Source organism: Streptomyces sp. NPDC032472 (genome assembly GCF_040636955.1).
GTDB lineage: Bacteria > Actinomycetota > Actinomycetes > Streptomycetales > Streptomycetaceae > Streptomyces.
On sequence record NZ_JBEZVK010000171.1, the window covers coordinates 1 to 4,126 of the forward strand.

Sequence of the window (4,126 nt, forward strand, 5' to 3'; positions counted from 1 at the left end):
CCTGCCTGCGCCGGTCCGCCCCGCTCGCGGCCCAGGAGGTCCTGGGCCGGCGGCTCTCGGCGCAGTGGCGGGCCGAGTTCGCCGCCGACCTGAAGGAGGCGGTCGGCAAGATTGCCACCCGATGAACGACTACTTCGGCATCAGGACCGTGTCGATGATGTGGACCGTGGCGTTCGCGGTCCGGACGTTGCCGCACACCACGCTCGCCGCGCCGTTGACCCGGTACGCGGATCCGGAACCCGAGGTGGTGACCATGCAGCGGCTTCCTGGCCGGCGCCCTCGGCACCGCGGCCGCCGCCACCGGGGCCGGCGCCCGCCGCCCCGACCAGCCCGAAGGCCGCGGCCCCGGCGCTCGCCGCACGCCGGTGGCGGGGCGACACCGCGCCCAGGACCCCCAGCCCGGCCGCGCACAGCGCGAGGACGGCCAGGATGCCGAGGAGGAGGACGCGCTTGTCGTCCTCGCCGAAGGTCCGGATCGCGAAGTCCTTCACGGCGGCCGGGGCGCGGTCGACGGCGGCCCCGCCGACCACGGCCACCGGCCCGGCCTCCGGACGTACCGGCGCGGCGGCCCACTCTCCGACGGCCAGGACGGCGTACGCCGACAGCAGGCCGGACGCGGCCCCCGCCGTGATCCGTACGGGGCGCTTGCGGAAGCTGTTCACACTCGCCATTCGGCGCCCCGCGCCGAGCGGATTGGACCGTCTTACCGCGGCAAGCAGGCAAGCAGGCAAGCGGTGCGGGGGGTGGCCGCCGCCGACCGCCGCCACGCCCGCGGCAGGCCCGCGCCCCGTCGACGCCGGCCCGCCCGTGAAGACCCGGAACCTCCGGCTCCGGGTCTTCGCCCCTCCTTCGGCACCACGGTCGCGCCCGGATGCAGGCACATGCAGACGGCCCCGAAATCACTCACTCCGGTGATGAATTGGACGCGAGACCGGGCCAATCCGCACCCCCGTCCGCTACGAAGATCCGTCAAGCCTGTCTCCGGGCACCCGGCGCCCGACCCCCGACACCGAAGGACTGCCATGCGATGGACGGATCCCGGCGGACCACCCGCCACCCCCGCACCCCACTGCGCCCGGTGCCCGAGCCATTGCCCCCGCTCCCATCCCCGCCCCCGAGGAGGGGAGACCGCCCGGTGAGGCAACCCCTGACCCTCGGCCTCCCTGACGCCGGAGTGCCCCCGCTCGAAGAGCTGATGGCCCGCGTCGCCCGCGGCGACAAGGACGCCTTCTCCGACCTCTACGACGCCCTGTCCGGCACCGTCTTCGGGATCGTCGTCAAAGTCGTGCGCGACCGCGCCCAGTCCGAGGAAGTGACCCAGGAAGTCATGATCGACCTATGGCGGCAGGCCGCCCGCTACCGCCCCGACCAGGGCAGCGTGACGACCTGGGCGGCCACCCTCGCCCACCGCCGCGCCGTCGACCGGGTCCGCTCCGCCCAGGCCGCGAGCAACCGCGAGCACGACGAGGCGGCCCGGGCGCAGGCCCGCCCCTTCGACGAGGTGGCCGAACAGGTCGAGACCCGCCTGGAGAGCGAGCAGGTGCGGCGCTGCCTGCGCGGGCTGACCGAGATCCAGCGCCAGGCCGTCACCCTCGCGTACTACCAGGGGCTGACCTACCGCGAGGTCGCCGAGACGCTGTGCACCCCGCTTCCGACCGTCAAGACCCGGATGCGCGACGGGCTGATCCGGCTGCGCGACTGCATGGGGGTGACCACATGAAACAGGACAAGCACGACCACGCACTGCACACCCTCACCGGCGCGTACGCCCTCGACGCCCTCCAGCCCGCCGAACACGAGGCCTTCACCGCCCACCTCGCCGACTGCACCCCCTGCCGGCAGGAGGTCGACGGATTCGCCGCCACCGCCGCCCGGCTGGCCGGTGCGGCCGCCCTGCCCCCGCCGCCGCGCATGAAGGACGCGGTCCTGTTCGACATCGACTCCGTACGCCAACTGCCCCCGCTCCTCGCGGAGTCCGACGCTCCCGCAGGCGGCGGGCCCGCCCTTGCCGCGGTGCTGCGCCGACGGGCCCGGGTCATGGTGCTCGCCGCGAGCGTCGCGGCGGCGGCCCTGCTCGCGGGCGTCGCCGTCCGACAGGAGCAGGGCGCCGACCGGGCCCGGGACCAGGCGCAGGCCGGGGAGCGGCGGCTGCAGGACCTGGCCGCGGTGATGGCCGCACCGGACGCCCGTACGGTGCGCGGCCGCACCGCCGGCGGCGCGGCCACCTCCGTGGTCAGCTCCCGGCAGCAGGACAAGGCGGTGTTCGTCGGCGCGGGACTGCCGGACCCGGGGGAGGGCAGGACGTACCAGCTGTGGTTCGACGACCACGGCACCATGCGCCCGGCCGGCCTGCTGGCGCACGACGGGGCCACCGTCCTGGACGGCGGCATCCGGGGGGCGAACGGAGTCGGCCTCACCCTCGAACCGGCCGGCGGATCCCCGCAGCCCACGAGCCGGCCCCTGCTCCTGCTCGCCCTGCCCGCCTGAACCCCGGGCGAACGGCGTTCCGATCCGCCCGGTCCCGCCTTGCCGGCCCGCCCCACCCAGGGGGGCCGGCCGGGGCGATCAGTACGCCGGCCGTCAGCCCGCCGGCCGTCAGCCCGCCGGTCCACGGCCCTCACGCAGCCGCCGAGAGGTCCTCCACCCCGCCCGTGACCACCGCCCGTACGGGAATGCCCGCCAGGTCCAGCAGGCTCGCCGCGACGGTCGCCCGGCGGCCGCTGCCGCACACCGTCCACACCTCCCGGTCGCGCGGCAACTCGCCGAGCCGCCGCGGCAGTTCCGCCAGCGGTACCGCGAGCGTGCCCGGGATCCCGCCCTCCGGCCGGTCGGGGCGTACGTCGAGGACGCGGTGCTCCCGCACGTGCCCGGCCAGCTCGGCCGCCTCGGCGGTGGGGAAGCTGCGCAGCGGCCGTCCCGCCGCCGCCCAGGCCCCGATGCCGCCGGCCAGGTGCCCCGCGACGTTCTCGTAGCCGATCCGCAGCAGTTGGACCACGGCCTCCCGGGCCGCCTCCGCCACGGGCTCGGGCAGCACCAGGACCAGCCGGGTGCCGAACGGCACGACCTCGCCGACCAGGCTCGCGAACCGGTCGTCGAGCTCGTCGCAGATCGATCCGGGCACATGGGCCGCGGCGAACGTCCCGCGCTCGCGCCCGTCGACGATCCAGGCGCCGCCGCCGAGCAGCCCCTCGACCGCGGCCGGCGTCAGCGGCCGCAGCTGCGGCGGCCCGCCGAGCACGCCGGGACCGGCCCGGTTGATGGGCGCCATGTGGTGGAAGTACGCGGGGAAGGGCGTCAGCCCCGTCGTCCGCGACCCGACGAAGTCCTCCTCGTCCCGCGCCGCAAGCGCCGGGTTGCTCCGCCGTTCGGCGCCCACGGTGCTCGTACGGCCCGAGGCGGCCGGGCCCGCGGAGCAGGAGCTGCCCGCGCCGTGCGTCGGCAGGACCCGCGTGGTGTCCGGCAGCAGCGCGAGGCGCCGCAGCGAGCGGAACTGGGCCCGCGCGAGCTCCTCGGTGAGGTGCTCGCCGGACAGGTCGGTGCGGCCCGCGGAGCCCACCAGCAGGCTGCCCCCGGTGAACACCGCCGCCGGGGCCTCCCGGTCGCGGTCGCGCGCGTTCCCGTACACCAGGTACGAGGTGTGCTCGCGGGTGTGTCCCGGCGTCTCCATCGCCCGTACGGTGGCCTCCCCGACGGTGATCTCGTCGTCCTCGGCCAGCCCCAGGTGGTCGAATGCGTACGGCGCACGGGCCGGCCCGGCCACGGTGGCCCCGGTGGCGGCGCGGACCTCCAGGGCGCCGGAGACGTAGTCGTTGTGCACGTGCGTCTCCAGGACGTACCTGACGCGTATCCCGCGCGCCGCACAGGACCCGACCAGGTCCCAGCTGTCCCGCTGCGGGTCCACCAGCGCGGCCTCGTCACCGCTGACCAGCAGGTAACTGCTGTCGCCCAGGGACGGGGTGGTCATGATCTCGATCCGGTCCATGCCGTCACGCTCCCGGCCGCCCGGCGCCGTCACGCTCCCGGCCGCCCGGCCGGAGACCCGTCCGGCGCGCCCCGCGCGGGGCGCGCGGGGCGCCTTCAGTTTACGTCCGGGCCCCGGACCCGGCCGGGCGGCGCCTGGTCCCGG

General features: G+C 76.2%; 3 protein-coding genes and 2 pseudogenes. 2 read left to right on the top strand and 3 right to left on the bottom strand.

What is annotated here, in order from left to right; translation table 11 throughout:
- Positions 1–129: 129 nt before the first annotated feature.
- Both AB0F11_RS37750 and AB0F11_RS37755 read right to left on the bottom strand, forming a co-directional pair.
- Positions 130–252, bottom strand: a pseudogene (locus AB0F11_RS37750) (fasciclin domain-containing protein); the annotation flags it as partial.
- Between the two features lie 56 nt (positions 253–308).
- A pseudogene (locus AB0F11_RS37755) lies at positions 309–671 on the bottom strand (molybdopterin-binding oxidoreductase); the annotation flags it as partial.
- Positions 672–1,195: 524 nt separating this feature from the next.
- On the opposite strand from AB0F11_RS37755, the gene sigK reads away from it, so the two are divergent.
- Together sigK and AB0F11_RS37765 are read left to right on the top strand one after the other, a co-directional pair.
- Positions 1,196–1,720, top strand: coding sequence for an ECF RNA polymerase sigma factor SigK (gene sigK, locus AB0F11_RS37760; protein ID WP_362184328.1), 525 nt, complete (start codon positions 1,196–1,198; stop codon positions 1,718–1,720).
- A complete protein-coding gene (locus AB0F11_RS37765) occupies positions 1,717–2,487 on the top strand; it encodes an anti-sigma factor (protein ID WP_362184324.1) in 771 nt (256 codons plus the stop codon). Before sigK ends, AB0F11_RS37765 begins: the two co-directional genes overlap by 4 nt.
- 130 nt (positions 2,488–2,617) lie before the next feature.
- Here the strand turns inward: AB0F11_RS37765 and AB0F11_RS37770 are convergent.
- On the bottom strand, positions 2,618–4,126 hold a 1,509-nt coding region (locus AB0F11_RS37770; protein WP_362184326.1), incomplete at its 5' end, for an MBL fold metallo-hydrolase.